Raw genomic sequence first — 23,501 nt, forward strand, 5'->3', positions numbered from 1 at the left:
TGGCCTATCAGCTGGTGCCCCTAGTCGTGTGCGTGCGCTTGCAGAGACGTACTGCTATTCGCCCGTCAGGCTGATTCTGGCGCGCCCGCAAAGAATCACTGTTTCCCTCCCTACCTCTACTATCCGTGTGGCTGGTCAGTCAGGGCGATTCAGCCATTTGGCAACAGTGTCAACCACGGCGCCGAGATGATGCGTGGGCCTGATTGGCGAGACACCGGACAGAACTGCTAGAGCCCACTGGGCTGAACTACCAACTGTCGAAGTGGAACAGCCTTCCGTCTGGTCCATCATCGTGAAGTCGCAAAACAATGTCATTGGCGTCTAACCCCTCTGCGGCGCCGGGTAAATCGAAATCCATAACGGTGATAATTGATTGAATACCAAGATCCGCATGTTTTCGAATAACATTCAGCAAGTTTTGCTTTGGCCTCGGATCCAGAAGCTCGAAGACACCATCATGAAAGATAAACCTTGGAAAGGCTCCGCCAAGGTGAGCACGCACCATTGCAAGATCGAAGGCGACGCAAAGGAGCTTTTTGTAGGAGGTACCGTCCGCTTCGTTGGTAGACATTTCATTGCCGTCGACAAAGTCTGTTCGGAAATCGAGATTACCCTCCCCGTTAAGTGTTACCGAAAGGATTGCGTCTCGGCCGAGGACGTCCCTGATAATGCTGCTAAAATATTCGCGGACTGTCGAAAGAAGGCTGGTCCGATCTGCACTGGCGGTGCGAAGTGCGGCTTCGGCGGCTCCTTGTAGTTCTGCATAGCGAGCTTTTGCCTCGCGGAGCTCGCGTCTTTTATCTTGAATATTAAGGAACGCGTTGTGCTGCCGACGCAAGATGTCGATTTCTGCAGCTGTCCGCGCAACCTCGGCCGACAGTGTCCGATATTTCTCGAAAACATCGTCGCTTCTCAGAAAGGCAAGAGCCTTTTTTCGCCGTATATTGAGTTCCTCGAGCTTATTCTCTGTCGCTTCTAGCTGGGTTTTCGAAGTAGAAAGTTCTTCCCGTATGTACTCCGCGCGTTCGTCCGTAATGGCTCGATTAAAAGCGATCAACTGCTCAAAATCAGCCTTTAGTTGGTCAGGGAAAACAACACGTGCTTCTTCGAAGAGCGCCTTTGCCTTTTTGGGATCAAAGATAATCTCGTCCGCCTGCAGGCTGCGCTCTAGCTCAGAGATTGTGTGAGATAGAGCGTATCGGCTTTGATTCAGATCGGCGATCTGAACGTCGATTTGATCAACAATAGACGCTGTCTTCGCTTTGTCGAAGCCCTCAAAATCAAACTCGTCCAACTCTTCCTGCATCCGTTCCACTTCGACTTCTCGGAGCTGGATGAGGGCGTCGATTTTTTCAGGATCAGCTTCACTACTGTCGGCATCACGTTCGGCTTGTGCCAAGATAGCCGCTTTAGTGTCGATGTCAGACCGCAGATCATAGCGATTGGAAAAAATCTCCGCATCAAGACCGAGCAACCGAGCGAGGACCGGCTTCCAATCCTTATCGCTTCCCGCATGTCGCTGGAGCTTGAATACATTATCATAGTCAGCCTGCGTGCGCAGGAAATACCCAATAACATTACGAAATGCCCACGGATCAACATCTCGAAGATCAAGATATCCATCGAGCAACGCCTTGGCGCGATCGAATGCCAACTCGAAGTGTGACCACTTGTCTGGTGCAAGGCTTGTCGCATCTGGTTGCGTTGCTTCCGATTGAAGGAAGCTTACTTTTGAGGAATTAGCGGCAGCACGCCGGATAGTCAAAAATGTGCCGTCATTTAGCTCCAGCTCGATAAAAAAGACGAACTCGTCGAAAAGCTCGGCTCGTTTTCGAAGAAAATGATCTTTACCGACGCTTCCGAGCAGACAAAAATCGATGACGCGTGCGAGTGTAGACTTCCCAAGGTTGTGGGAGCTCTTTGCTTTGTTTTCAGGAAGCCTGACTTCGGCCAAAATTATATTAAGGCCCTCGTTAAAAACGATGGGTGTGAAATAATGATTAAGGTTGCTATACAGTCGGCGAAGTTTCATGGCTTTGTTGCAAGTTCAAAGCGATCCGCCTTTGGCAGGTAATTGATTAGCCCAAGCAAGAACAGCATATTTATCGCAGGCAAGAATAGTGCTTTGGCATTCTTGGTGCGCTTTTCAACCAAGTGGAGGAGATCAGAATATGTCTCTGTTCGTTTGCTTTTTAGGCGTCCTAAGATGACAACGGAAACGCTCACGACCGTCAAATCTGGGTGCGCATGTTTAGACGGCCTGATCATCTTTGTCCATCCCGATATCGCAGTTCCAGTACATGTAGTAGAGCACGACCCTTGTGAGCCGGCGGTTCGAACGGAGAATTCCAGACCTACCCACCAAGAGATCGAAGAGGTAGTTGAACACATCATCGAAGGTGTCAAAAGCGCCGCGCTTTGCCACGATCTTCAGTTGGAACTCTTCCACCGCCTCTTGGTAGGATGCTTTGAACCGCTCGTTGATGGGGTCGTACAGGAACTGTCGTACGATGGCCATCTCTTTGAAGTAAAGCCTTCTGAGCGTCGCCCCGAACTCTTCCGTCATGTTGTTGATCTGATTTTTTTCCTTCAGTGGTGTCCGGGGGGTGGGAACGCTCCGATCTTCGTCCTCCGATACCAACTGAGTGGCCTCCCTGATGCCTTCGATGACTTCAGCAAGGTCGTCAGGACGGACGATCAAAGGCATCTGGAGCGGGTTGATGGAGACAGACGACTTTGCTTCCGGAAAGAGCTCCAGCAAGTCATCGAGTTGCTGCGAGCCAAGCACAGCGACAGAAGCCCTATCTAGGCCAGTCTCGCTTGAGACTAAGTCAACAAGTTTTGGCTGTACAATGCCCGAAAGCCTGCGGTTTGAGATCACTAGATAGTTCTGAGCTTCACCAGCCTCCACTAGGGCTATGATGCGCGGAAGCTCATCGAAGAGAATACCGGTGCGTTTTTCGAAGTTGCAGAAATCATTATCGCTGAACGATGCATTAATCGCGTTGGTATGTTTCGCTTGGACAATAGTGCATCCAACCCAAGGAGCGTTTTGGGAGGGATAACAGTCCGCTGTACCGTGGAATTTTGCATCTCTGCCACCATCTTTGCCCTTTGTGAAGCCGATCAGGCCAGCACCGAACATGCGTTGTCCAATTGCCACGACGAGTTGCTCAAACTGGGTATCGCTGAGATCAAAATAGGGTAACAAAGTGTTTATGCCTCAGAGGGTTTGCTGCCGTGCACCTCAAGATGATGCAGGTTCTGGTCCGATGCAACAACATCTAGTTTCCGCCAAGGGGAAGTGTTGCATACTTCGCGAACGACCGTTTCGCTCTAACTCGTAGTTGGCGCTATACATACTTGTCAGCGAGCCATGCGTTCTTCATTTGTTCTTGCTCATGGCACGCCGCAGCACACCTCAAGCCAAGATCGACGATTCGGCCTTCCCGGTCCGGGTGCTGATCTGTGTGCCGGAGATGGGCTTCGGTCGTCGGTCCGACGCGCTGCATGAGTGGCTGGCGACGCGGATCGGCCGTGGCAACTATGCCTGGCATGGTGGCGGGCGCGGTGGCACGCGGGACCGGATCGCGCTCTATTTCCGTGAACCGGATGCGGCCAGCGCCTGCCTGACCGCCTTTCCGGATCTGGAACTGGCTGACGGAACATCTCTGCCGGGCTACAGTTCACCCTACCTGCCCTTTGGCCGTTCCGAGGACCACGATACCGTGTGCAACCTTTATAATCAGACCACCACACAGGAGGCGATGCGCCAGCTTTTCAAGGGTCTGACCATGACCGACCGCGCGGGCAATGTCGCGCCGGGCAAGGTTTATCCCGATCAGCTGGCACCGATCATCCGCCATGATGGCAATTCGCTGGAATTGGTGAAGGCGCGGTGGGGGATGCCATCGCCGCCCTCGGTTCTGAAGACCCAGCGGGATCCGGGCGTTACCAATGTCCGCAACCTGACCTCGCCGCATTGGCGGCGCTGGCTCGGCCCCGCGCATCGCTGCCTGGTGCCAGTAACGGCCTTTGCCGAACCGATCAAGGGCGGCAATCAGTGGTTTGCCCCAGCCGAAGCAGAGACGCCTATGTTCTTTGCCGGGATAGAGGTCCGGGGCTGGACTTCGGTCCGCAAGGTGAAGGATGGAGAGACGACGGACGATCTCTATGCCTTCCTGACCTGCGCGCCCAATGCCGAGGTGAAATCGGTGCATCCGAAAGCCATGCCCGTTATTCTGACCGATCCCCGAGATTGGGAGAGCTGGCTTTCGGCACCGATCGAAATCGCCAGCAAGCTGCAACGCCCTCTGCCGGATGGCGCATTGGCGCTGGTGGATGCCCCGGCCGAGGCGTCCTGACATCGGCGATCAGCCCGCACAGACCCGCGCCTGTGCCCGCATGACGGCATAATCCGCCATCATCCCGACCAGCACGGCATTCTCCGGCAGGGCCTCCAGCTCTGCAGCCGCCCGCTCCCGCACCGCTTGATCGTAAGCGACGACCGGCGGGCAGGCCGCGCCGCCTGGATCAGAATCTTCCGTCGCGCAGGCGGTCAGCGAGATCGTCGCGATGGCGAGGGCGGTTGCTGGCAGCCTCCAGCATGCGTCGTTGAATTTCATTCTGTCGCTCCAGCTGTTTCAGGCGTCCGGCATGGCGACCGGCGGTCTCACCGGCCCGCCGCAGGTTGAGGAGGAAAAGAAGGACCGCGCCGATCAGCGCGATCCCGATGACCAGACGCCGCGCCCAGCGCGACGCCAGCAGCGCAACGAGGGTGCCCATCACCGCCGCCCCCGGTTCCAGTCGTCGAGCCTGGCCCAGACGGTCAGCCCGATGCCGGCCAGCGCCAGGGCGATGAAGGCCCAGCGCAGGGTGTCGAGATAAGGGATCAGCGGCTGCATCGCCGATTGCGCATCGCTCAGTGTGTCCTGCGCGAACTCGATCCCCGCCGCGCCAACGGTCGCCAGTCCTGCCGCCCCACTGCCTTTCATCGTGCGGCTGTCGGTCAGATGTTCTCGCGCGGGAGGCTGGTCCTCGGCGAAGGGGATGGCGCGCGCTGGAAAGGGTTCACCCCAGTGCCGCGCAGGGCCGAGATCGATATGCATTAAGCCGGATCGGGGATAGGTGCCGAAACCCAGAAAGCCCTCGGCCCGGGCTGCCTTCTCGAACACCACCGGATCGTGATTGGCCATGGAGATGTCGAATGCGGTGCCTTCGAGGTGCTTGGAACGTTTGGCCCCGCCGACGCGTCGGTTATGTTCCGGACTGCGATAGGCGGAGTTTACGATCAGCGGCTTGCCGAGGCGCGTGCGCAGGGCCTGCAGCCGGTCGAGGGCCTCCTCGTGGATCAGGATCGCGCCAGTGCCGCGACAGGCGATCTCGGCGGGCGAGAAATTGGGCCAGCGCCAGCTGTCTTGCGGCACGTCGCGCCAATGGCGGTAGAAACGGGTGGTCATGAGGATCCTCCGGATAAAGAAAAGGCCCGCCGGGAGGGCGGGCCATGGGTGATGGGGTTGTGGTGCGGGTGGCGGTGATTGCCACCCAGCGCGTCAGCCGCCCTCGCCGAAGAGTTTCAGCTTCAGCGCTATCCCGGCCAGCAGGGTCAGGATCAGCCCTGCGGTCAGCATGCGGATGATTGTCTGGGCGGCGGTGCGGCGCATCAGGCGGATGCCCTCCAGCAGCGCCCGCAGATCGCGGATGTCGAGGGCGGCTTCCCTGCCGTCCAGCCCGGCATCGGCCAGCGCACGCCTCGCGCCTTCCTGCGCAGCCCTTGCCAGCAGTTCTTCGAATTCGCTCTCGCTCATCTGCAGCACGTCATCGAGACGTTTGGGTGTCATCCGATCTTCGCTCCCCAGAAGGTGGTGTGGTCCGCGGCGAAATACCCATCTGCCGCCCGGAATGTGCCCTGCAGCGCGACCGTGTCGCCCACATTGAGGCTGGCCATGGTTTGCAACCAGAGGGCCGTGGCTTCGGAGACATGCGCGCCGGATATCTCGCCGAATGAGCCCCGGATCTCTGTCGATCCGTTCAGGACCAGCCGTCCGCGCATCCGGGCGCTGGTATTGGCGTTGATCTTGTAGAGCAGAGAGGCGCCGAAGAGATATGTGCCCGCGACCGGCGCCACGAAGCGGTTGGTCGCGGCATCGAAGCAGCCTTGGTCATTGTATTCGGCCACATTGATTCCGAGTGTGGTCCAGCTGTCGGTGGCGACGTAATTGTCATAATTCGTATAAGCCATGAAGCGCGGCAGGTTCGGCTGGTCCACGATGCCCGTTGACGGATCGACGCCCAGCGCATCGCGGAAGCTCGACCCGTCGGGCGAGACGGCAATGCGCAGCTGGTCCGATCCGAACATGCCGATCAGGGCCCGTGTGGAAAACCCGGTCTGCAGGATCAGTCCGGCATCGTCGGTCCCTGTTTCCCGGTTCAGCGTCTGGGTCAGATCGCCGCTGCCGCCGTCCGCCGCATAGAGCGCGGTCCAGAGGGCGTTGTTCAGCTTTGCCGAAAAGGGCGAATCGGCGCTCGCCGCCATGCCGATGCCGAGCCGGGTCAGATCGTCGAGGGCGGTCGGAATGACCGTTTTCCACCCCGTGCCGTTCCGGACCAGCAGCGCGGCCTCATCCTCGACCCATGCCCGCCAGCCCTCGCGCGGCGACAGGCGCAGCCAGAAGCCATCGGTCCAGAGGGCGACGTTCAAATCCCAGCCCGCCCAGCCGCCGGTCGCGCCTGAGGCGACGATATAGCGATCACCATCGGCGGGGCTTGATGGCGGCGCGGTCAAGCCCCGGCTCGTCACCGAAAGCTGCACCAGCCCGTCCAGCAGACGCAGGGCCTCGTTATGGGTGATATGTTTCTGGGCCTGCGCCGCCATCAGATATGGCAGCAGCAGGTTGGTCGTACTGTCGGACATGCGGATGTCTTTCTTCAGGATCAGAGATAGAGGGTAGTCATGCGTGCGGTGCCGCGCCCGATACGGGCCGAAAGCTGGCAGATGCGGAGCCTCACACTGTCGCCCGGCGCCAGTTCGGCGCCCCAATCGGTGACCTGCTGGGCGGCGGTGTAGGTGACCGAGGATTTGTCGCTGGTCAGGGTCCGCTTCACGACCGCGCCGTCCATGATCCGGACCTCATAGCGTTCCAGTTCCTCGCCCAGTGGCACCTCCATCCCCTGCCAGCTATCGGCGACGAGGCTGCGGGACCGGCGTGTCCAACGGATTGGCAGATCGCCCGGCACATGCGGGTGCCGCCATGGCTGGTCGATATGGACCGGCAAGAACGGCCGCAGCCCAGCGCCTTCGGGCGTGAAACTGATGGCCGTGAAGGTGTCGCTGCTGCCCGGATAGCGGGCGGGACCGATGCGCCAGTTGAACGGGATGCCGAGATCGGCTTCCAGGATCGGCAGCGGGGTCAGGGCCTCGTTCAGCATCACCACCCGCGCCCCGGCTGGGCTGGGATGGCCCATGGCCTGTTCGGTGCCGCGCTGGCCGCGCAGCAGCCGGGTCAGGCGGTATCGTCCGGGTGCAATCAGCTCGGCATGGCCCGCCTGTACGATCTCCCAGCGGCCCGGTGCCGTCTCAACCGCCATTGCATTCGCCCCACTGAACAGCGCCAGATCGCTGACACTGTCCAACTGGCCGCTGGCGAGATCGAGGATCAGGACATTGCCCAGATCAAACCGCGACGTGGGACCGGGCCAGAGCTTCGATGCCAGACGGCCAAGATTGGCGCGACGGCGCACCGTCGTCACCAGCTCGAACCCGTCTGTGCCGGGGCTGCGATAGACCGCCAGTGCGCCGGGCCATGGCTTTGCCGTCGCCGCGATAAGTGGCTGATGCGCCGGGATATCGTCGCGCAGCTGCGGCAGGTCGAGAATGACGACTTCGGGTGGTCCGAATGTGACGGCGCGGGGCAGGGTGGCGGGGCGTTCGGCACCGGGTGGCAGATCATAGGCCTCGCGGTCCTGCCGCACCGCCTCGATGCCCCGCGCTTGCGCGTCGGCAATGGCGGTCAGGCGGAATTGCTGCTGGCGCCCGTCGCGATCCAGCGCGATGACATCGGCCGGATCCAGCGCTAGTTTCGAGGGCGGCAGGCGGAACGCGGCGCTTTCTCGGCCCGCCCATGCTTCCTGCAATGCGCGGCGGCAGCGGCGTTCGGCCTCTTCGGGCGGCACCGCCATCGGAAAGCTCTCGGAGGCGATGCGGCTTGTGTCGACCGTGATCCGCGACGCTTCGACCAGCGCGGCATCGTAATCCTCATCGGCCCGTGCCACCTGCCACTTCAGCGCCTGCGGCAGTTCCGTCTCCTGCGCCCGGGTCAACTCAAACGCCTCGCCATCCGCATTACCCGCGACCAGATCGTCATGTCTGATGGTGGAGACCGGCGCCCGGCCGCGCATGACAAAGCGGATCAGGCCTTCGCTCTCGACCGCGTCAAACCCGAAATGTCGCGCCAGCATGGTGATCGAAGCGCGCGGGCTTTCCAGCGCGGTGATGGCATAGCCCTCGGCGGCGCCCCAGAGCCCGGAGACGTCGATGCGGGCTTCCGGCAACTCGGCGCGCAGGCAGATATGACGGATGAGGGCCGCGAGTGACACCGCGCCCAGCCGCCCGGTCAGCCAATGCCCCAGCCGCCAGTTGGCGCCGTCGGTCCAGACATCGCTGAGCGCCGGAAAGAACGGATAGGGCCGGGCATCCCAGGTCCATGCGGCGCATTCGCCGACATCGACCATGCGCTGGCCGGTGACGGTCGAGACCGGATTGTTCGCCGGTTTTCCCCAATGGAGATATGTCGCCTCCAGATAGGCGCGCTGGATGGCGTCATCCCTCCATCCGCGCGAGAAATATGGCACGAAGCTTTCAGAGGATTTGGGGTCGTAAAAGACATTCGGCTGGTTGGTGCCGCGGTCGATAGCCGGGCAGCCTAGCTCGGTGAAGCGGATCGGTTTTGATTCCGGCAGCCATGCCGTCGGTGCGGCGGCCTCGACGCCGCTGGGCCGGTCGAAATGCCGGTTCGACCACCAGCCCAAAATATCTTTGGGTCGGAAGACCCAGGGCTTGCTTTGCGCACCGTCGGTGATCGGGGTTCGGACCTGTGCCGCGCGGTCGGCCTCCGTGGCATAGAACCAGTCATAGCCCTCGCCGCCCGCGATGTTGGATTGCAGATAGGTGCGGTGATGGATCGCGGGCCAGCCGGCTTGCGCGTCCAGATGATCGAATCCGTCGCGCCAGTCGGACAGAGGCAGGTAATTGTCAATGCCGATGAAATCGATGCTTTCGTCCGCCCAGAGCGGATCGAGGTGGAAGAAGACATCCCCGCTGCCGTCGCCTGGCTGATGCCCGAAATATTCCGACCAGTCGGCGGCATAGCTGATCTTTGTCGTGGGCCCGAGAATGGCCCGGACATCGGCGGCCAGTGCGCGGAGGGCCGCGACGGCCGGATAGGCATTCGCGCCCGCACGGATCGTGGTCAGCCCGCGCATCTCCGAGCCGATCAGAAAGGCATCGACCCCGCCTGCCGCCGCGCAGAGATGGGCATAATGCAGCGCCATGCGCCGTAGCCCGTGGTCGGACGGATTGCCGGTCCAGCGGACCTCGTCGCCCGTGACGGTGAAATCGCCCACACTGGCGCTGCCGAAGAAGGCGCCAACCTGATCCCCGGCAGTCGCCGTCTTGTCGACGCTGCCCGCCTGACCCGCAGCAGGCGAGCAGGTGATCCGCCCGCGCCATGGAAAGGCGGGCTGGCCCATCCCGGCGGCATGGTCAGAATAGGGATCCGGCAACACATTACCCGGCGGCACATCCATGAGGATGAAGGGATAGAAAGTGACGCGCAGCCCGCGTGCCTTCATTTCCCGGATCGCCTGCACCACCGCGAAATCCGCTGGCGTGCCGCCATAGACGGGACGCTCGTCGCCAGCCTCATTCGAACCGGTGGCATTCGGCTGGCGACCATCACGGCTGACCAGATGCGCCTGATCGCGGCTGACGCCATTCACAGACCATGTCTTGGGGCTGCTTGCCTTCTCGACCACCTCGACACCCGGCCGGATGGTGCAATGCCCACAGCGCAGGTCATTGCCGAACCAGGCTACCACCAGACTGACGCTTTCCACCTTCGGCGCCATGGCCTGCAGCCGATCCAAGGCCACGATCATGTCGGGACTGCCGGGCGTGGCGTTCAGGTTCTCGGCCGTGGTCTCGCCACGCCCGCCCTTGCGCACCGGCTCGGTGGCATAGGTGAACTCGCCCGAGGCCGGGATCAGGGTCACAGCACGGGTCAGCCCCTCGGCGGTGTCCGGATCGGCCAGCGGCCGGAACACCTCGAAAGACAGCTGCGGCAGCCGGTTGCCGTAATCACTCAGCGGCAGATCCTCGAAGACGACATAGGCCGTGCCGCGAAAGGCAGGTGTTTGGTCCACGCCCATGGTCACGGCGATGAAGGGGTCCGGCTGCTGCGTTTCGGAACCCGGATACCAGCGCCAGGTAAGCCCCGAGGTGTCGAGTGGCTTGCCGTCGGCCCAGATGCGGCCGATGCCGGTGATCTCGCCTTCACACAATGCGACCGCGAAGGATGCATAATAGAGATATTCCGTGGCCTCGACCTTCGGTCCGCCACCCTTGCCGCCGCCCTGACGGCTGGTCTTAGTCTCCTCGCGAAAATCCGTGGCCCAGAAAATATTGCCGCCCATGCGCATGCGGCCGAAGATGCGCGGAATGACTGCGCCCTCGGTCGAGGCTGTAATGCGCAGATTGTCGAGCCTTGCGCCTTCGATGCGCTGGGCTGGGGCGAGAGACGAGACGATCCAGCTGTCCACGGCCGCGCCTATGGTGGAGCCGATCATGCCGCCGATGGCAGCACCGGAAAATCCGAGGATCGCGCCCCCGAAGCCGCCGCCAATCGTGGCGCCAACCGAGGCCAATACCAATGTTGCCATAGCGAAAAAGTCTCAGATGCTGGGGAAGAGGAAGGCGAAAGCGATGCGGCGGCGCCAGGCGGAGGTCAGGGGTTCTTCGATCACGCCCAGCCGCTCATAGGCATGGATGAAGCGGTCCGGCGCGGTCAGAATGCCGACGTGTTTGGCGATGGCGCCCGTTCGCATACGGAACAGGATCAGCGCGCCCGGTCCGGCGCCCGCGACCGGCAGTTCGATCATCATTCGCCGTGCGCCGTCTGCCAAAACCTCGGTGCAACCCGTTTCGCCCCAGTCGCGGCTATAGGGCGGGATCGGGAATGGTTCGTCGCCCACGACCTCGCGCCAGACGCCACGTGCCAGCCCGAGGCAGTCGCAGCCGACGCCCTTGAGGCTGGCCTGATCGTGATAGGGCGTGCCGAGCCAGCCCCGTGCGGCGGCGATGATGCGGTCCGGATCGGCGGCGCTTTGCGGCCGGGTCACAGCACACCGCCATCATGACCACCGTCCGATGAGGCATAGCGCAGAATAGTGTCTTGGCCGGGGATGTGTGGAAAGCCCCGGAAATTGACCACATTCCCGAACTTCTGGCCGCAGGTGGCGATGCGCTTGTCGCAGCCCGCATGGATGGTGAAATCATTGCCCGTGCCGATTGGGCGGATCGGAGCTTCCAGAAGCGTCAGGACGGCAATGTCATCGCTGCGATCATGGGCCAGCACTTCGGCCCGGCGTCCGGCATTGCGACCGGATGTCCATGTGAGCGTGCCAAAGCGGAACCAGCCGGGTGCAAAGCCACCGAGGCCGGAGGCAGTGAAAGCCCGGTCGCGCAACCCGTCGATCACGATGCCAGTGCCGCGAAAGGCCGGATCCTCCAGATCGACACCGCAGCGGGCATCGCCCAGCGCGGCGTCGCAACTGGCCTGAAAGGTCCGACCGACGGTCTGGCCCAGAATATGCGACATCGAGCGGATCTCGGCCACGAAGGCATGGCGCCCGCGCCGGATCTGACCGATGGCGCCGCGCCGCATCAGAATGCGCTGGCCGGGTGCCTGCCAGTTGACCCGCCAGAGCTCCACTTCGGCATTGTCCCAGCGCCCGTCGAGAATATCGGCCTCAGCAATCCGGTCCGAGCGCAGCGCGCCTGCCGCGTCCTGAGCATCGACCGAGAGATCGGCACCGGTGCGGATCTCGCTGGCGGTCAACCCGCTTTCCGGTTCGAACTCGGTGCCGTTGAAGGCCAGCACCCGGTCGTGATCGGTGAAGCCGAAAGCGACACCATCGGTGCGGGTGATGCGCCAGCACCAAGCCAGCGTCGTGGTGGCGCTGTCGAGATGGGTCTGTAGCGCGGGCGGGATATTCTTCATCGCCGGATCTCCAGAAGAGGAATGGAGGTGATGGAGCCCAGCCGCTCGATATCCAGCGTCACGTCCAGCACGTCGCTGTCGAAACGCACTGGCACGTCGAATTCGAACCCGGCCGTGATGGCGACGCCGGTGGTGGGCGCAGTGTCGAAACTGACGAGGCCGGTCTTGTGGTCGACCGACCAGCCCGAGCCTTGTGCGACGCCGTTCAGGGCGATCTGGACGGTGCCCGCGACCGGCTTGGTGATGGCCCGCACCCAGCTTTGTCCGCCCGAGGCATAGCGTTTGACCAGTTGAAACCCTGTCGTGCCATCGCCGGTGCCGATCTGCTGATCCGAGGGCGAGGGGATTCGTGATGACAGGCAGGATTTGTGATCGGCCCAGTCCTTGAAGCGAAAACCATAAAGCCGGCCGTTCCGCGCCTCGAAAAAGGCCACGACCACCGCCAAATCGTCGGCGCGGCGGATGCCATAGCTGACGTCATAGCGGCGGCGCGAATTGGCCCAGCTGGCATTGCGCTCCTCGTCGCCCGAGGCAAGCTCGACGATCTGGGTGCGCCGCTCAGGCCCGCCGCGCGCGCCGCGGCTGATATTGTCCGGAAACCGGACCTCGTGAAATGCCATCTTGCGCGTTCCTTTCGTGAGAGGTGTGTCAGAGGCCGCGCCGTCCCAGTGACACAGCGCGGGCGATATCGGCGGCGATCTGGGTGCGGGATTGCCGGAAGCTTTCGGCGTCGCGGGCATGGATGTTGACGGTGACGCCCTTGCCGTAATCCTGCGCTTCGCGGCGTGACAGCACACGCTCGCCGCGCTGAAGGATCGCGGGCACCTCGTCGTGCCGCAGGCCGACCATGCCGCCGCTATGCATGCGTGGTGCGCCGGCAAACGTCAGCGCCGGAAACATGCGGCCAGCACCAGTGGCACCAACCAATCCGCCCGTATGCATGATGCTGGCGAAGATTCCGCCTGCGCCGCCCAGCGCGCCGGAAAGGGCACCTGCGATGGGCCCGAGCAGGAAACGTCGCGCGGCGAGTTTCGACAGATCGGCCAGGAGCGAGGTGACGAGATCGCGGAAATCGAGCTTGCCGGTCTTCACGAATTCGCCGACCGCGTTCTCGGCGCTCTGGAATGCCCCGACCAGCGCCTGGCCGATATCGGCACCGATGTCTTTGGCCTTCTTCGCATAGTCCGACAGCGCCTCGGAGACCGCCTTCCAGCCGGTGGCCGTCGCCTCGGTGGCGGGTTTGGCTTCTTCTGCTGCCGCCTTGCCCGCAGCCCCGGCCTCCTTCGCGGCTGATCCCGCGCCGGTGGCGGCTGTTTCGACATCGCCGAGCACATCCTCGTAGCGCCCGGCAGCTTCGGTCGCCACCTCCAGCGCCGCGTTACCGGCGTCATCCTCGCCGCCCGACATCGCCGCGCGCAGTGCCTCCATGGCCGGGCCGACGCCATCGAAGGCCGAGGCCCGGCTGGAACTGGCCCGGTCGCGATAGCGGCCGGCCATATGCGCCGAATTGCTGGCCGAATGCTCCAGCATCGAGGCCCGGCCCAGCGCCTCGAACACATCGATGCGGGTGTCAGAACCGATCTCTTCGGCCACCTTGTTGAAAGTCGGCGCGATCATCCCGAGAAAATCCGCCCATTTCCCCGCAAGAAAAGCCATGAGCCGGGTCCAGATCGCCTCGATCTCCGATTGCATGGCCCGGAAATCGTCTGCGAAGGATAGGGCTGTGGTCTTGATGCCCTCCCAGACCGCCTTGGCCACATCGCCCATAAGGGCCATGGCATTGCCGAATCCGCCCGCGCCTTTCACCAGCTTCGTGAACTGATAGACCCCCCCCCCGACGATTAGCGCACCGATGCCGGTTCGGATCAGCGCGCCTCGTAGCACGACCAGCGCGGTGGCGAGACCGCGAACGGAAATAGCGGCTGCTGCCAGACCCGCGACCCAGCGCCCGGCCATGAAACCGGCGAAACTGGCGGCATAGGTGGACAGCCTGCCGATCTGGTCGAAAAGCCCGCTGATCGCCATCCCCAGCGGCCCGGTGCGGCTGGCCAGCGCCGCCATGGCATCGGCCACGGCTTCCAGCGCAGGTGCGGCAGCCACGGCCAGCTGGTTCGATAGCCCGCGCCAGACCAGCCCCAGCCGCGAGATGGCGTCATTCGTGCGCTCGATCCGGTCGGCACCCTGTTCGGAGACCACCACACCGAAGGCGCGGACATCCTCGGTTGCCTGGCGCAAGGTGGCGGTGTCGATGCGCGACATCGCGATGGACCCTTCCTCGCCGAAGAGCTGGCCCGCGACGGCTGCACGTTGCGCGAGCGGTACGAACTCGGCAATGGCGGCATTGATCGCGCCGACGCGCTGATCCAGCGGCAGGGCCAGCAACTCGCTCGCCGTCAGTCCCAGCCGTTCCAGCGCATCCGCCGCCGGACCGCTGCCCGCCGCCGCCTGGCTCAGCCGCCGGGTCAGATCCTTGGTCGCCTGTTCGATGCCGGACATCGACACACCGGCGAGTTCGCCTGCGCGTTCCAGCGTCTGGATCGAGGCAACCGTGGTGCCGAGCGATTGGGCGAGCTTTGCCTGCGCATCCACGGTCTGGAGACCCGACCGGACCATGGCGATACCGGCAGCCGTGGCAGCGGCGACCGCAGCGGCTGCCGCCACACCGACTTTGCGGGTGAAGCCGGCCATGCGGGCATTTGCAGCCTCCATCTCACGCGACAGTCGCCCGAAACCGCGCGATCCGGCCTCGCCGACACCTTCCAGCTCGGCGCGCACCTGTCGCCCGCCCACCGCCGCAAGGCGGACGCTGACGCGTTTCTCTGCCATGTCATCTTTCCATCTGTTCGTTCATCTTCCGGACCATCACCGCTTCGATGATGGGCAGGAGTTCGGCAGCGGCCGTCGCCGGGATGCCCAGCGCCGCTGCCAGTCCCAGAGCGGCGTTCAGATCCCAGCCGATCACCGCGCCCGGCAGCACCCGCAGCTGACCGCCGAGCCGCCCGACCAGATCCCAGACCTGCCAGCCTTCGAATGTCAGCGGCTGGTTTGCGCGGCCCGGGCAGTCCGGGCACGTCCCTTCGCAGGCCGCGCAGTAGCTGTCGCCCCCGCCGAAGGACCAATCGGCGAGGGCGCGGAGACGTTTTTTTCCTGTTCCAGCAGCAGGCCTTTGGAAACATAGACCAGCTGGAACGCCTCGAAGATCGGCCAGATATCCAGGAGCGCATCTATGGCTTCCGGGCTCGGGTCGATGACGTTCCCTTCGGCATCACCGACGCCTTCCCAATCCAGCACAGCGCGGCGGGCCAGCGCCTTGGCGAAGATCAATGCCCGTTCCTCATCGCTGGTGCCATCCGGAACGGCCTCGACATCCGGATCGCTGCGCGTTGCGACCATCAGCGCGGTGGTCAGCGGGCGCAGCCGTACCCGGACGCCGGGCGCCAGATCGTGCCAGCGCGGTTCGTTGGTCAGGTCGAGTGTCAGCATCAGTATTCCTCGCGGTCGTTGATCAGGGTGGCGGTGCACATGCGGCCCAGCGCGCTGTCGCGCGCGGCCTGCCAGTCGAAGGTGGCCTGCACGCCCTGCGGCCCGGAGATCTCGATCCGGGGGCGGGGCAGATAGACGGCATGCACGGTGAAGGTGAAGCTCTCGCCTGAGGGCAGGGCGTAGGAGAATTCCAGTGCGCAGGCCTCGCCGTCCATGGCCTGCGTCACCAGCGCGCTGTCGGCGAACCGCACTTCGATGGAGCCGGTCAGGGCGGCAATCGACGGATCGGCGCCATCGATGCGCCCATCGGCGCGGATGGTCTCGATCCGGTCGAGATTGTTGGCATAGCTGATCTGGGCCGAGACGACATTGCCCAGCGCCGCACCATTGCGGGTGATCGACCCGTTGAAATGGCCGAAGCGCTTCAGATCGATGGGGGCGGGTGTTCCGGCATTGCTGACGGTGCCGACCGTTTCGCCCTGCGCGACCAGCCGCGCGGTCGCGGTCAGCAGGCCGGAGCGCTGCATCTGCCAGGTCAACTGATCCAGCACGCAACCCGAATAGATCGCATAGCGCGGCACCTCTGGCATGCCGGTCTCGATGGAGAGGCTGGGCAGCGTCCAGGCACCGGACTGGAACTCATGCGTCCATGGCCCGGTGCCGGTAGTGACCGGATCCCCGAATGCTGCATTCAGCCAGAAGCCAAACGCTTCCGCATCGATGGGCAGGACGACATCGCCATCGGCGGTCACCGCGTCCTTGATCGGCGCGAGCGGATCGCGGCCATAGCCCAGAAGTTCGGAGTTCAGCAGCGGCTGTTCCGCCCCGAGCGTCGTGCTGGCGAAGGGCATCTTCGTAAAGCCGCCAACAGGCGGCGTGCCATAGACGGTCTCGAACGCCAGCGCCATCTGCGCCCGCGCCCCCTGGGCTCGTGCCATCGTGTTCTCCTCGATTTTGCGTGGGTCAGCCGAGCGGGTCGGCGGTGGTGTAATGCAGGATGACCGGAATGATCGCCACCTTCAGGCTGGCCGCGCCCTCGACGGGCAGATCGACAGGGCGCGGCGCCTCTGCCTCGACCCAGTCGCAAATCCCGCCCAGCGTCCGGTCGGCGGCGATTGCCGTTCCAATGCTAGCGCAGAGGGCGTCGAAGGCGGCGTCACGGTCGGCGCCCTGAACGACCGCCTCGACCTCGGCGCGGTGCTGATAGTGGTAGGCGGGCGGCGAAAGAGTGACTTCGGGTTCGCCCGGTTCGCCGTCGCGCAGGATCAACAAGCCGTCAGGCGGGACGCGTTCGGGCAGGACGTCGCCGCGCAGAGCGGTGGCGGGTAGCGTTGAGAGACGCGCGTGCAGCGCGGTGAGGATGGTTTCGCGGGGTGTGGGCAAATCGAAGTCGCTCCCGATTGCATCTTGGGCTTGCTGTTGTTCGGGGTTGTTATGAAAGTGGCTGAGCCAATAAGCGTCGGGGTCCGAATGGCCAACAATTTACAAATAGGTGAGCGGGTATTCGTGCCTGTTTCCAAGCTCAGAGCGAATATCCAGTCGCCCTCGTCTTTTGTAGAGAAGGAAGTTCTGGAAATCGTAGCAAGGAGCGTCAGGATCGACGTAGGCGGCGGTGAAACCGAATTGATTGCAAGCAGCCTTTGCCATCGAAACATCGGAATCCTTCTGCTGAACATCGGTGATCTTGAGACGGAAACGACGCTCCTTGATCCATTGAGCAAATCCATTCTGCAATTCTGCAGATTACTTGTATCGGACGACTTTATTCATACTTTCAAAGTTCGTTCCCTGAGTGAGATAGAGGTTCTGTGGCGCCGCGCTCATGCAGCTTACTCGCACGTCATCTTGGTCGGTCACGGCAGCGAGGCGAACATCAAATTCGCTAATGGTGGGTGGATCGAAACCGACGATTTCATAGACGCCTTTGATGTTGCCGGTATATCCCCAAAGACGTTCATAAGCCTGTGCTGTGAAACTGGCTACAAGGCGTTTGGAGGTGCCGCGTCGGCGCACGCATCGTGTGAAAGGTTCATTGGTCCGTTTCATAGTGTTCACGGAGCTATAGCTTCGCAGTTCGTACAGACCTTTCTTGCTTACCACCTCTTGGAGGGTGAGACCTCGAAAGTTGCATTCAAACATGCCCGCTCTAGCGTACCAGGCAGCACGAGTTTCCGACTTTGGAAAGACAAGAAATTGGTGGCGGGCCCGAAGTCATAGACGCCTCTCCACCCACTTCCCCACGATCTTCCCCGGCACCCCGTCCGCCGCCCGTTCCGCCTCCCTTGCCAGATCCAACCGCTTCGGCAGCCTGACCTGCGGCACCAGCAGAAAGATCGGCACCGTGGCCCGTCCGCGCCCGGTCTTGGACCGTGACGCCACCGCGCGGCCTTTCGTGTTGAGTCGCCCCTCGGCAACCAGCAGACTGGGCCCGCGCCTGCGATAGACGAAGCGCAAGCGCAGCCCGGTCCGTCTTTCCCATTCGCCCGGCGTGATCCGCCCGCCGCGCAAGGATTTTCCGGCGGCTTCCGTAGGGATGGCCAGCCAGAACCCGTCCCTGGATCGGATCAGCGGCCCGGCGTTGTGGGCGCCGATGATCACCGGCGCCTTGGACCAGACCAGCGCGGTGGCGTTCAGGCTGTCGCCAGTTTTCGGATAGGTGGCATTGCGGATCGAATTCGCCAGCCGTCGTCCCAGCCCGGCCCCGGTGATCTGCCCGCGCCATGCAGTCTTGAGGTCCTTGCCCGCTTCGCGCATGGCACCGGTCACGGCCTTTTCGCCTGCCTCGATCTCGGCCTGCATCATGGCGACCAGATCGGGATCGATGTCGAGCTTCAGTCTCATGCAGGCACCAGTTCCACGGTCCAGATCAGCCGGTCGCGGTCACGGATCGGCTCGCCCTCGACGGAAAAACTGTCGGCACCGATAACGATCAGATCGCCGGGCCGGGGGGCGGGGAGGTCGCTGACCCTGATATCGGCGGAGAAGGTTTCCGACAGGATGCGCGCCGATCCGAATTCGGTGATCCGGTCCGGCGCGTGGCGGATCAGACGGATCGGGCGTTCCTCCGATGTGCCACCCGCGATCCAGACAGCAGATACCGACATGTCTGGATGGCCAAAGATGCGATCCATCGCGGTAGCGAAGGCATTCATGGCGATGCCGGTCAGTTCGAGCTGTGGAGCCGGATCGCCAGCCGGGGCCGCTTGTTGACCGGCAGGATCGAGGCCTCGGTCATCAGGTCGATCCAGCGGCCCTTTGGATCGAGATGCTGGCGGGCATAGAGCGGCAGGCCGATGGTATTGGCGGTTTCCAGCAGGTTCGCCGGACCGCCATAGGTCGTGAACGTGTCCATGGTGCCGGTCGGGAAGGCGATGCCCTCGTTGGCCGGGACCAGCCGTTCTGATGCCTTCGTGGAGAGGGTGACGGTCCCCGCATATTCCTCGAACAGAATTCCGGCGAAGGGGAAGTTGCGCCGCACATCCTGCCTGAGCGGCTGGGCGCCGGTCGCGGCATAGAATTTATAGGCTTCTTCGGTTTTGGGGTGCGAGATCAGCTTGTCGAAGAATTCGCGGCTGACCAGGGCATGGACGCCCGACATGCTTTCGCCCAGGAGATTGTCCTCGACGGCGCGCAGCACCTCGCGGACCTTGCCCTGGATGTTCGTGCCTGCCGTTCCGAGAACGAAGTCGACCGAAATCTGCGCGATGCCGAATTCGGTGAAGTAATTGTAGAGCGTGGTCCCGGCCCCATCCTTCACGATGCCGCGGAGCGCATTCATCTCCATATATTCGCGTGTCTGGGCATGTTTGCGGCGCATCAGGGTCAGCTTGCGGGTCATCACCGCGACCAGCGGGTCGGACTCGTCGCCTGCACCGATGGCCGGAACGCCCTGAATATCGGTGGGCAGGATCACATCGTCATGCGGGATCCAGGGCAGGGCGAAACTGCGCATGGCGCGGCCCTCGCGGGAGCCGACCGTGGCCGGACCGCCCAGCGGCACCGAGGGCAGCAGGTTCAGCACGCCTTCGATCTGTTCGATGATGACGCTGCGCTGGCTGACCCCCTCGAAGCGGAAGAGGCCCAGTTCGCCGAGGCGGGTATAGAGGTTCGGCAGGATATTGATGGCCTGCGTCATCTCGGCCAGCGAGTAGCCGCCGGCATCGAAGGGATTGCGGATGATGGTCATGGGGAAACCTTGTCGGGAAGAAGGATAAGTAAGAAAGCAGCCGCTGCTGCAGCCGCAGCCGCCTGTCAGGCGCTGTCGCGGATGACGATGCCCAGCGCGGTCAGTTCCGCGTGCTTGGCGGCGATCTTGGCGGCGTCATCGACGCTGCCATCGTAGAAAAGGGCGGCACGCGACAGGATGGCCGGGCCACGCGCGAGCAGGATGCCGGTCGCTTCCGCCAGCCGGCTATCGACCGGATAGAGCAGAATACCGACTGCCACTTCGGCGCCATCGCTGCCGCCATGGCTGGCAAAGGTGTGCTGGCCGCTGGTGGTGATACGGCCCAGAACCGCGCCTGCCGGATATTGCAATCCTTCGGCGAGCGTCACGGTCTCGCGGCTATAGTTCGGGTTCAGTTCATATTTGAGCGCATCGCCCATGGAGGGCGGCTGGGTCAGGACAGGCATCTTGGTCTCCGGAATGTGTCAGGCGATCAGCGCTGTGCGCTGTCGGCGGATTTGCGGACGGCAGTGACGAGCGGGCTCGGCTTGTTCGTCGGCGCGGGGGCGCTGGCCAGAATGCCGCTGGCCTCGCTTTTGGCCGCGAGGCTGTCGAGGATCTGGCCGCGCAGCGCGTCGGGGCTCACGCCGCGCCGCACCGCGTCAGCCGCATCCAGGGTGACACCCAGCTTTGCCGCCTGCGCACAGATGGACGCCACTTCGGCGGCTTCGGCACGGATGGCATCGGCATCGCTCGGGGCCACAGGCGCTTTGGCGCAGGGCGGTTCCGCCATCGGCGCGCCCGGTTGATCCTGCGTGGCGGCTTGCGGGTCTTGCTGCTCTGGCGTCCGGGCATCGGTATCTGTCTGATCGCTCATGATCATCTCCTGCTGGGGGTAGGGTGGTGAAAGGGCTTGGCGCTGCGGCGTGCGAGCGACCGGCATTGCCGGGCGGCCGAGACTGTCGGTAAAGGCGCGAAACGCGGCTCGGGGATCGGCGACGGCATCGGCGAGACCGGCCTCGACGGCCGCAGCGCCGCGAAAAACTGCCGCTTCGGTTGCCAGCGCCGCGTCTCTGGTCATCCTGGCACCGCGCCCGGCGGCGACGGTTCCGGCGAAGAGGATTCGCAGATCCTCCAGCTCGGATTGGAGCCGGTCGCGGACGCCTTCGGGCAGCGCGGCATAGGGGTTGCCGTCGGCCTTTTGGGCTCCGGCATGGATCAGTGTCACCGCGACGCCCTTCTGGGCCAGCATTCCCGACATGTCGGTATGCATGGTGATGACACCGATGCTTCCGGCGGCCCCGGTGCGGGGCAGGGTGATGTGATCCGCCTGAGAGGCCAGCGCGTAGCCTGCCGAGAGAGCATGTTCGGCGAGAAAGGCATGCACCGGCTTTGTATCCCGCGCCGCGCGGATGCGGTCGGCGAGATCGAAGGCCCCGGCCACCTCGCCGCCAAAACTATCAATCTCCAGCGCGATGCCGCGAATGGCGGGATCGCTGAGGGCGGCGTCAATCTGTGCGGCAAGCCCCTCATAGGAGGTCAGCCCGGAGCTCTGCCCGATCCAGGCGCCGCGATGGACCAGCGTTCCGGAAATGGCGATGACCGCCACGCCGTCGATCACCGGGAAGGGCGCATCGCCATCGCCGCCATGGCGCTGGGCGAGGTCGCCGCCGATCAGCGAGGCGCGGGCGCTTTGCCGCGCGGCGATCAGTTCCGCTTCGGCGTGCGTCGCCCCGTCAAACCTGATCTCCTGCCCGGTAATTCGGGGACCGAGACCGGAGAGAAAGGCCAGCGCCTTGGCGGGGGCGATCATCAGCGGGGTGTCGAAGGCGCGCTGGGCGATCTGCGCATGATGCATCAGCGGTCCTCCTTGGCATAGTCGTGGTCCGGGTCGGCGACACGGTCTTGATCATCGTCCTTGTCGTTGCTGGCGTCGCTGCCATCTTCAGCTGCCTCGCCCTTCGGCCCCTGTGCGGGCGATCCCGGGCGGCGGAAATCTAGGCCCAGCGCGGCCTCGCGTTTGCGTTCCGCGGCGATCTCGCGGTCGACCTGCTCGGAGTCATAGCCGCGCTCGGAGATGGCCTGGCTGCGGGACTTGAGGCCCGCCTCGATCTGCAGGATCTCGGCCGAGGCGTCCTTCATCGGATCGACCCAGTCCCAGCGCGTCGGCAGCCAGCTGACCGCCTGAAAGCTGCGTCGGTCGCGCTCATAGCCGGGCAGGTCGACCGCACCCGACAGTGCCGCCAGATCCATCCAGCGCTGCCAGACGGGTCGGCAGAGCTGATGGATGATGACGCTGTGCTGGATCGCCGAGACCCGGCGCCGGAAATCGAGCAGCGCCACGCGGGTATTGGAGAAATTGCCGCGCGCGGCATCGCCGGTCAGATAGGGGTAGGGGATGCCCAGTGCCGCCGCGATCTGCAGGAGCGTCCGGTATTGAAACGGCTCATAGGTGGAGCCCGAGTCTGGTGTGGCCGGGGTCGAGACATCCTCGCCCGGGTCAAGACGGACCACCTGACCGGGCTCGACCTCCAGATCCTCTTCCGCCGGTTCCAGCGGCGTTTCCGGCGCGGGCGAGGTGATGAACATCGCGAACATCGCCGCCGTCTTCTTTCGCTCCAGCTCGGCATCGTCATAGAGATCGAGCGTGAAGAGTTTCACGATGGCAGGTGCGAAGCGGGAGACGCCGCGCAGTTGGCCCGCCTCGACCGGGTCCAGCACATGGACGATTTCCGATGCGGGAACGCGCACCGTCTCGCCGACCAGCCCCGGATCGGTCATGTCGCCCGGATGACGGTGCAGCAGGTGATAGGCCACGCGCCGCCCGATCCGGTCGAATTCGATGCCCTGACGGATGGTCCCGCCGCCGGGCAGTTCCCGGTTCAGATCCATCGGCAGCATCTCCGAGGGCAGCATCTGCAGCTGCAGCGGCACTGAGTGCCCGTCCTCGGGGCGGCGAGGACGCAGGCGCAGAAACACCTCGCCTGCCAGAAACAACTCGCGGGCGGCGCGACGCTGAAGCCCGTAGAAATCGGTCAGACCTTCGGCATCGGCCTCGTCGGTCCATGCAAGCCAGAGTTTTTGGAGCGCTTCCTTCTGCGTGGCATTGGCGATGGACGAGGATGGCTTGATGCCATCGCCGACGACATTGCTCGCGAAGGCCTCGACCGCGCCGCTGGCATAGCCATTGTTCCGCGCCAGCCAGCGGGCCCGCGCGGTGATGGTCTCGCCCGCCCCGGAGATCAGTGTGTTCACATGGGCGCGGGATGCCCGGAAGCCGCGCAGGCGACGATGGGACTGCGCCGCATCGAACCCGCCAATGATCGCGCCAATGCGCTGGCGGATGCCGTCAAATGCCATGGATCAGAGCCCCTTCGTCGCGACGGTGCCCCAGCGCCGACGGCGCGCGGTGCCAGCGGCACGGGCAATGCGCGACTCCAGATCGGCGATGGCATTGGCCAGTTCTGCATCGGAGCCATAGGTCAGGGTCTTGCCGTCATAGCTGACAGAACGAAGCCCGCTGTACCGGGCCTCCTGCAGCGCCGAAAGCAGCGCCCGCATCCGGTCGATTTCCATCT

At 63.5% G+C, this 23,501-nt stretch carries 25 protein-coding genes; 2 read left to right on the plus strand and 23 right to left on the minus strand.

The features are described from left to right. Window positions 1-247: 247 nt before the first annotated feature. From Q5Y72_RS15165 to Q5Y72_RS15170, 3 genes are read right to left on the minus strand one after another with little or no spacing between them, the layout of a single operon-like run. Window positions 248-2,032: a DUF2326 domain-containing protein gene (locus Q5Y72_RS15165; RefSeq protein WP_305964263.1), complete on the minus strand. Its 1,785-nt coding sequence runs from the start codon at window positions 2,030-2,032 to the stop codon at window positions 248-250. After that, on the minus strand, window positions 2,029-2,268 hold the full coding sequence (locus Q5Y72_RS19945) for an ABC-three component system middle component 8 (RefSeq protein WP_371930842.1): 240 nt from the start codon (window positions 2,266-2,268) through the stop codon (window positions 2,029-2,031). The genes Q5Y72_RS15165 and Q5Y72_RS19945 overlap by 4 nt, the downstream gene beginning before the upstream one ends. Next, on the minus strand, window positions 2,252-3,145 hold the full coding sequence (locus Q5Y72_RS15170) for an ABC-three component system protein (RefSeq protein WP_305964264.1): 894 nt from the start codon (window positions 3,143-3,145) through the stop codon (window positions 2,252-2,254). Before Q5Y72_RS15170 ends, Q5Y72_RS19945 begins: the two co-directional genes overlap by 17 nt. A gap of 256 nt (window positions 3,146-3,401) precedes the next feature. Between Q5Y72_RS15170 and Q5Y72_RS15175 the strand changes: the two genes are divergently transcribed. Continuing rightward, window positions 3,402-4,364, plus strand: coding sequence for an SOS response-associated peptidase (locus Q5Y72_RS15175; RefSeq protein ID WP_305964265.1), 963 nt, complete (start codon window positions 3,402-3,404; stop codon window positions 4,362-4,364). A 169-nt stretch (window positions 4,365-4,533) separates the two neighbouring features. Here the strand turns inward: Q5Y72_RS15175 and Q5Y72_RS15185 are convergent, their stop codons facing one another. The 13 genes from Q5Y72_RS15185 to Q5Y72_RS15245 form a co-directional block, all read right to left on the minus strand. Next, window positions 4,534-4,785: a hypothetical protein gene (locus Q5Y72_RS15185; protein WP_305964267.1), complete on the minus strand. Its 252-nt coding sequence runs from the start codon at window positions 4,783-4,785 to the stop codon at window positions 4,534-4,536. Continuing rightward, on the minus strand, window positions 4,785-5,459 hold the full coding sequence (locus Q5Y72_RS15190; protein WP_305964268.1) for a YcbK family protein: 675 nt from the start codon (window positions 5,457-5,459) through the stop codon (window positions 4,785-4,787). Before Q5Y72_RS15190 ends, Q5Y72_RS15185 begins: the two co-directional genes overlap by 1 nt. A gap of 93 nt (window positions 5,460-5,552) precedes the next feature. After that, window positions 5,553-5,840: a DUF6127 family protein gene (locus Q5Y72_RS15195; protein WP_305964269.1), complete on the minus strand. Its 288-nt coding sequence runs from the start codon at window positions 5,838-5,840 to the stop codon at window positions 5,553-5,555. Next, window positions 5,837-6,913 (minus strand): DUF2793 domain-containing protein, encoded by a 1,077-nt coding sequence (locus Q5Y72_RS15200; protein ID WP_305964270.1) that lies wholly within the window; start codon window positions 6,911-6,913, stop codon window positions 5,837-5,839. The genes Q5Y72_RS15195 and Q5Y72_RS15200 overlap by 4 nt, the downstream gene beginning before the upstream one ends. Before the next feature lie 20 nt (window positions 6,914-6,933). Next, window positions 6,934-10,935 carry a baseplate multidomain protein megatron gene (locus tag Q5Y72_RS15205; protein WP_305964271.1) on the minus strand — a complete coding sequence of 1,334 codons (4,002 nt, stop codon included), beginning with the start codon at window positions 10,933-10,935 and terminating at the stop codon, window positions 6,934-6,936. A gap of 12 nt (window positions 10,936-10,947) precedes the next feature. Further along, on the minus strand, window positions 10,948-11,394 hold the full coding sequence (locus Q5Y72_RS15210; RefSeq protein WP_305964272.1) for an NlpC/P60 family protein: 447 nt from the start codon (window positions 11,392-11,394) through the stop codon (window positions 10,948-10,950). Continuing rightward, window positions 11,391-12,275, minus strand: a complete 885-nt coding sequence (locus tag Q5Y72_RS15215; protein WP_305964273.1) for a phage/gene transfer agent baseplate hub protein — start codon at window positions 12,273-12,275, stop codon at window positions 11,391-11,393. The genes Q5Y72_RS15210 and Q5Y72_RS15215 overlap by 4 nt, the downstream gene beginning before the upstream one ends. Further along, window positions 12,272-12,895: a DUF2460 domain-containing protein gene (locus Q5Y72_RS15220; protein ID WP_305964274.1), complete on the minus strand. Its 624-nt coding sequence runs from the start codon at window positions 12,893-12,895 to the stop codon at window positions 12,272-12,274. The genes Q5Y72_RS15215 and Q5Y72_RS15220 overlap by 4 nt, the downstream gene beginning before the upstream one ends. Before the next feature lie 28 nt (window positions 12,896-12,923). Next, window positions 12,924-15,101 carry a phage tail tape measure C-terminal domain-containing protein gene (locus tag Q5Y72_RS15225; RefSeq protein WP_305964275.1) on the minus strand — a complete coding sequence of 726 codons (2,178 nt, stop codon included), beginning with the start codon at window positions 15,099-15,101 and terminating at the stop codon, window positions 12,924-12,926. A gap of 1 nt (window position 15,102) precedes the next feature. After that, window positions 15,103-15,252: a DUF7697 family protein gene (locus Q5Y72_RS15230; protein WP_305964276.1), complete on the minus strand. Its 150-nt coding sequence runs from the start codon at window positions 15,250-15,252 to the stop codon at window positions 15,103-15,105. Window positions 15,253-15,308: 56 nt separating this feature from the next. Next, window positions 15,309-15,758 carry a phage-derived protein YdaY family protein gene (locus Q5Y72_RS15235; protein ID WP_305964277.1) on the minus strand — a complete coding sequence of 150 codons (450 nt, stop codon included), beginning with the start codon at window positions 15,756-15,758 and terminating at the stop codon, window positions 15,309-15,311. After that, window positions 15,758-16,696, minus strand: a complete 939-nt coding sequence (locus Q5Y72_RS15240) for a phage tail tube protein (protein ID WP_305964278.1) — start codon at window positions 16,694-16,696, stop codon at window positions 15,758-15,760. Before Q5Y72_RS15240 ends, Q5Y72_RS15235 begins: the two co-directional genes overlap by 1 nt. Window positions 16,697-16,721: 25 nt before the next feature. Then, complete coding sequence (locus Q5Y72_RS15245; protein ID WP_305964279.1) at window positions 16,722-17,141, minus strand: acyl-CoA transferase; 420 nt, start codon at window positions 17,139-17,141, stop codon at window positions 16,722-16,724. Window positions 17,142-17,228: 87 nt separating this feature from the next. Here Q5Y72_RS15245 and Q5Y72_RS15250 point away from each other — a divergent pair, with 87 nt between their 5' ends. Next, a complete protein-coding gene (locus tag Q5Y72_RS15250) occupies window positions 17,229-17,975 on the plus strand; it encodes a hypothetical protein (RefSeq protein WP_305964280.1) in 747 nt (248 codons plus the stop codon). Here the strand turns inward: Q5Y72_RS15250 and Q5Y72_RS15255 are convergent. The 7 genes from Q5Y72_RS15255 to Q5Y72_RS15285 all read right to left on the minus strand — a co-directional run bounded on the left by Q5Y72_RS15255 (window position 17,970) and on the right by Q5Y72_RS15285 (window position 23,499). Beyond that, complete coding sequence (locus Q5Y72_RS15255; protein ID WP_305964281.1) at window positions 17,970-18,599, minus strand: DUF6441 family protein; 630 nt, start codon at window positions 18,597-18,599, stop codon at window positions 17,970-17,972. The two genes, Q5Y72_RS15250 and Q5Y72_RS15255, sit on opposite strands and share 6 nt — an antisense overlap. Further along, window positions 18,596-18,910 carry a head-tail joining protein gene (locus tag Q5Y72_RS15260; protein WP_305964282.1) on the minus strand — a complete coding sequence of 105 codons (315 nt, stop codon included), beginning with the start codon at window positions 18,908-18,910 and terminating at the stop codon, window positions 18,596-18,598. The genes Q5Y72_RS15255 and Q5Y72_RS15260 overlap by 4 nt, the downstream gene beginning before the upstream one ends. An 11-nt stretch (window positions 18,911-18,921) precedes the next feature. Next, complete coding sequence (locus Q5Y72_RS15265; RefSeq protein WP_305964283.1) at window positions 18,922-19,944, minus strand: major capsid protein; 1,023 nt, start codon at window positions 19,942-19,944, stop codon at window positions 18,922-18,924. 65 nt (window positions 19,945-20,009) lie between these two features. Then, window positions 20,010-20,390: a head decoration protein gene (locus Q5Y72_RS15270; protein ID WP_305964284.1), complete on the minus strand. Its 381-nt coding sequence runs from the start codon at window positions 20,388-20,390 to the stop codon at window positions 20,010-20,012. 26 nt (window positions 20,391-20,416) lie between these two features. Continuing rightward, complete coding sequence (locus Q5Y72_RS15275) at window positions 20,417-21,781, minus strand: S49 family peptidase (protein ID WP_305964285.1); 1,365 nt, start codon at window positions 21,779-21,781, stop codon at window positions 20,417-20,419. After that, complete coding sequence (locus Q5Y72_RS15280; protein WP_305964286.1) at window positions 21,781-23,283, minus strand: phage portal protein; 1,503 nt, start codon at window positions 23,281-23,283, stop codon at window positions 21,781-21,783. Before Q5Y72_RS15280 ends, Q5Y72_RS15275 begins: the two co-directional genes overlap by 1 nt. 3 nt (window positions 23,284-23,286) lie before the next feature. Then, window positions 23,287-23,499 carry a phage head-tail joining protein gene (locus Q5Y72_RS15285; protein ID WP_305964287.1) on the minus strand — a complete coding sequence of 71 codons (213 nt, stop codon included), beginning with the start codon at window positions 23,497-23,499 and terminating at the stop codon, window positions 23,287-23,289. Window positions 23,500-23,501 lie beyond the last annotated feature (2 nt).

Origin of the sequence: Paracoccus spongiarum (genome assembly GCF_030732095.1) — a bacterium.
Taxonomy (GTDB): Bacteria; Pseudomonadota; Alphaproteobacteria; order Rhodobacterales; family Rhodobacteraceae; genus Paracoccus; species Paracoccus spongiarum.

Bases quoted from the DNA above. Each gene is read 5' to 3' on its own strand.
- Q5Y72_RS15165 (WP_305964263.1), bottom strand. From the start codon at position 2,032: ATGAAACTTCGCCGACTGTATAGCAACCTTAATCATTATTTCACACCC.
- Q5Y72_RS19945 (WP_371930842.1), bottom strand. From the start codon at position 2,268: ATGATCAGGCCGTCTAAACATGCGCACCCAGATTTGACGGTCGTGAGC.
- Q5Y72_RS15170 (WP_305964264.1), bottom strand. From the start codon at position 3,145: ATGTTCGGTGCTGGCCTGATCGGCTTCACAAAGGGCAAAGATGGTGGC.
- Q5Y72_RS15175 (WP_305964265.1), top strand. From the start codon at position 3,402: ATGGCACGCCGCAGCACACCTCAAGCCAAGATCGACGATTCGGCCTTC.
- Q5Y72_RS15185 (WP_305964267.1), bottom strand. From the start codon at position 4,785: ATGGGCACCCTCGTTGCGCTGCTGGCGTCGCGCTGGGCGCGGCGTCTG.
- Q5Y72_RS15190 (WP_305964268.1), bottom strand. From the start codon at position 5,459: ATGACCACCCGTTTCTACCGCCATTGGCGCGACGTGCCGCAAGACAGC.
- Q5Y72_RS15195 (WP_305964269.1), bottom strand. From the start codon at position 5,840: ATGACACCCAAACGTCTCGATGACGTGCTGCAGATGAGCGAGAGCGAA.
- Q5Y72_RS15200 (WP_305964270.1), bottom strand. From the start codon at position 6,913: ATGTCCGACAGTACGACCAACCTGCTGCTGCCATATCTGATGGCGGCG.
- Q5Y72_RS15205 (WP_305964271.1), bottom strand. From the start codon at position 10,935: ATGGCAACATTGGTATTGGCCTCGGTTGGCGCCACGATTGGCGGCGGC.
- Q5Y72_RS15215 (WP_305964273.1), bottom strand. From the start codon at position 12,275: ATGAAGAATATCCCGCCCGCGCTACAGACCCATCTCGACAGCGCCACC.
- Q5Y72_RS15220 (WP_305964274.1), bottom strand. From the start codon at position 12,895: ATGGCATTTCACGAGGTCCGGTTTCCGGACAATATCAGCCGCGGCGCG.
- Q5Y72_RS15225 (WP_305964275.1), bottom strand. From the start codon at position 15,101: ATGGCAGAGAAACGCGTCAGCGTCCGCCTTGCGGCGGTGGGCGGGCGA.
- Q5Y72_RS15235 (WP_305964277.1), bottom strand. From the start codon at position 15,758: ATGCTGACACTCGACCTGACCAACGAACCGCGCTGGCACGATCTGGCG.
- Q5Y72_RS15240 (WP_305964278.1), bottom strand. From the start codon at position 16,696: ATGGCACGAGCCCAGGGGGCGCGGGCGCAGATGGCGCTGGCGTTCGAG.
- Q5Y72_RS15250 (WP_305964280.1), top strand. From the start codon at position 17,229: ATGGCCAACAATTTACAAATAGGTGAGCGGGTATTCGTGCCTGTTTCC.
- Q5Y72_RS15255 (WP_305964281.1), bottom strand. From the start codon at position 18,599: ATGAGACTGAAGCTCGACATCGATCCCGATCTGGTCGCCATGATGCAG.
- Q5Y72_RS15260 (WP_305964282.1), bottom strand. From the start codon at position 18,910: ATGAATGCCTTCGCTACCGCGATGGATCGCATCTTTGGCCATCCAGAC.
- Q5Y72_RS15265 (WP_305964283.1), bottom strand. From the start codon at position 19,944: ATGACCATCATCCGCAATCCCTTCGATGCCGGCGGCTACTCGCTGGCC.
- Q5Y72_RS15270 (WP_305964284.1), bottom strand. From the start codon at position 20,390: ATGCCTGTCCTGACCCAGCCGCCCTCCATGGGCGATGCGCTCAAATAT.
- Q5Y72_RS15275 (WP_305964285.1), bottom strand. From the start codon at position 21,781: ATGCATCATGCGCAGATCGCCCAGCGCGCCTTCGACACCCCGCTGATG.
- Q5Y72_RS15280 (WP_305964286.1), bottom strand. From the start codon at position 23,283: ATGGCATTTGACGGCATCCGCCAGCGCATTGGCGCGATCATTGGCGGG.
- Q5Y72_RS15285 (WP_305964287.1), bottom strand. From the start codon at position 23,499: ATGGAAATCGACCGGATGCGGGCGCTGCTTTCGGCGCTGCAGGAGGCC.